Consider the following 3,039-nt stretch of genomic DNA (forward strand, 5'->3'; position numbering starts at 1 on the left):
CGCCGGGGAACTGGCCGATGTGGTTCACCACCAGCGGCGCAGTGCGTTCGGTGACGTGGCAATCGAGGACAGCGGTACTTGCCGCCGGCAGCGGTCACCAGGAAGATGCTATCCAGTGCTTGCGGCCCGCGCTGGAATTCCGGCTGGACTTCCATGACCACGCGATACAGGTTCGATTGCGTATAGATGGTGGAAATCAAGCGCTGGCCGAAGGCGTTGTAGAGCGCATTGTCGATGGCAGCCGTCGTGATGCCCAGACGCGAGGCAGCGTTGCGATCGATCTCGATATAGGCCTGCAAGCCTTGGTCCTGCAGGTTGCTGGCCACGTCGGCCAGTTGCGGCACCTGTTGCAGGCGTGCGATCAGCTTGGGCACCCAGCTGCTCAAGGTGCCGGCATCGGCATCTTCCAGCGTGAACTGGTATTGGGTGCGCGAGACGCTGTCTTCGATGGTCAAGTCCTGCACCGGCTGCATGTACAAGGTCACGCCCGGCACCTGCTGCGCCAGCTTGGGTTGCAGGCGCCGGATCACGTCGGCGGCCGAGACGTCGCGCTCCTCGTGCGGCTTGAGGTTGATCAACATGCGCCCGCTGTTCAGGGTGGCATTGGTGCCATCCACGCCGATGAAGGAAGACAGGCTTTCCACGGCCGGGTCTTCCAGCACCACCTTGGCCAGTTCCTGCTGCTTGGCGCCCATGGCGCCGAAGGAAATCGATTGCGAGGCTTCCGAGATACCCTGGATGACGCCGGTATCTTGCAGCGGGAAGAAGCCCTTGGGCACGAACACATACAGCAGCACCGTCAAGCCCAGGGTCGCCACGGCGACCAGCAGGGTCATCTTCTGCCGTTGCAGCACCCACTGCAGCATCACGCCATAGCGGGCGATGATGCGGTCGAAGAAGGCCTGGCTCTGGTGATAGAACCAGCCCTGCTGTTCTTCCGGCTGGTGGCGCAAGAGACGCGCGCACATCATCGGCGTGAGGGTCAAGGACACCACCGCCGAGATCAGGATGGACACGGCCAGCGTGACCGCGAATTCATGGAACAGGCGCCCCACCACATCGCCCATGAAGAGCAAGGGGATCAGCACCGCAATGAGCGAGAAGGTCAGCGAGATGATGGTAAAGCCGATCTGCTCGGCCCCTTTCAAGGCCGCCTCCATGGGCTTCATGCCTTCTTCGATATAGCGTGAGATGTTCTCGATCATGACGATGGCGTCATCGACCACGAAGCCGGTGGCAATGGTCAGCGCCATGAGCGTGAGGTTGTTGATCGAGAACCCGGCCAGGTACATCACCGCAAAAGTACCCACCAGCGACAGCGGCACCGCCACGCTGGGGATGATGGTGGCCGGCACGTTGCGCAGGAAGACGAAGATCACCATCACCACCAGCGCCACCGAGAGCAGCAGCTCGAATTTCACATCGGCCACCGAGGCGCGGATGGTGGTGGTGCGATCAGTCAGGATGTGGACATCGATGGAACCGGGCAGGTTGGCCTGCAATTGCGGCAGGATCTTCTTGATGCTGTCGACCACCGCGATCACGTTGGCGCCGGGTTGGCGCTGGATGTTCACGATCACTGCCGGCTGCTGGTTGGCCCAGGCGCCCAGGCGCACGTTCTCGGCGCCATCGATCACATCAGCCACATCCGAGACGCGAATCGGCGCGCCATTCTTGTAGGCGATGATGAGCTTGCGATACTCATCGGCCGAACGCAACTGGTCGTTGGCATCGATGGTGGAGGCCCGCGTGGGGCCGTCGAAGCTGCCCTTGGCCTGGTTGACGTTGGCGTTGCCAATGGCCGTGCGCACGTCATCCAGGTTCAATCCCAGCGCTGCTACCGCGCGCGGGTTCAACTGCATCCGCACCGCTGGACGCTGGCCACCCGANCAGCTCACCAGACCCACGCCGGACAATTGCGNAATCTTTTGCGCCAGGCGGGTATCGATCAAGTCCTCCACCTTGGGCAAGGGCATGGTCTTGGAAGTGACCGCCAGCGTAATGATGGGGGTATCGGGCGGATTGACCTTGCTGTACACCGTTGGCATCGGCAGGTCTGAAGGCAGCAGGTTGCTACCGGCATTGATGGCCGCCTGCACTTCCTGCTCGGCCACGTCCAGGCTCAGGTCCAGGTTGAATTGCAGCGTGATCACCGAGGCCCCGCCGGAGCTGGTGGAGGCCATCTGCTTCAAGCCCGGCATCTGGCCGAACTGGCGTTCCAGGGGCGCGGTGACCGAAGACGTCATCACGTCCGGGCTGGCGCCGGGATAGAGGGTGACCACCTGGATGGTGGGGTAATCGACTTCGGGCAGGGCCGACAGCGGCAAGAGCCGGTAGGCGACGATACCCACCAGCAGGATCGCCAGCATCAGCAAGGATGTGGCGACCGGCCGCAGGATGAACTGGCGCGAGGGATTCATGCGTGAGCCTTGTGCTGATTGTGCTTACTTGGCGCCGTTGGCGTTGTTGCCGCTGTTACCGCTGTTGGCGTTGGCCCCCGCTTCACGCTGACGACGCAGCTCCATCATCTTCTGGCGGCGCTGGTCTTCGGGCAGCTTCTTGATCTCTTCGCCGAATTCACCGGCATCGATGCGCTTGTTGATCTCGGCCCAGCGCTTCTGGCGTTCCTCGGGGCTCATGCCGCCCTGCCCGGCCTCGCCGCCCTGACCGCGTCTGCCGTGATGGCGCGCCTCCGGGTTCTCGGTAGCGAGCTTATTGGCCGGATCGTCGGCACCGCCGCGCGTCACCGCTTCCACCTTGGCGCCTTCGCGCAGGCGGTCGATGCCATCGATGACCACGGTCTCGCCAGGCTTGACGCCATCGGTGATGACGCTCAGGTCATCCTGCACCGTCCCGGTCTTTGACCGGCGCACGGTGACCGTGTTGTCCTGCTTGACCACATACACGAACAAGCCCTTGGAACCGCGCTGGATGGCCGCCGTCGGGATGACGGTAGCGGCTTCGTCGGTCCTGAGCTGCAGACNGATGTTGACGAACTGGCTGGGGAACAGCGCGTAATCGGTATTGGGGAACTGGGCC

1 pseudogene is annotated in these 3,039 nt (G+C 62.9%); it reads right to left on the minus strand.

Annotated features, from left to right (window positions below):
• A pseudogene (locus I5W_RS26745) lies at positions 1 to 2,420 on the minus strand (efflux RND transporter permease subunit); the annotation flags it as partial.
• Between the last annotated feature and the right edge of the window lie 619 nt (positions 2,421 to 3,039).

Origin of the sequence: Herbaspirillum sp. B65, assembly GCF_000333555.1 — a bacterium.
Classification (GTDB): domain Bacteria; phylum Pseudomonadota; class Gammaproteobacteria; order Burkholderiales; family Burkholderiaceae_D; genus Herbaspirillum; species Herbaspirillum rubrisubalbicans.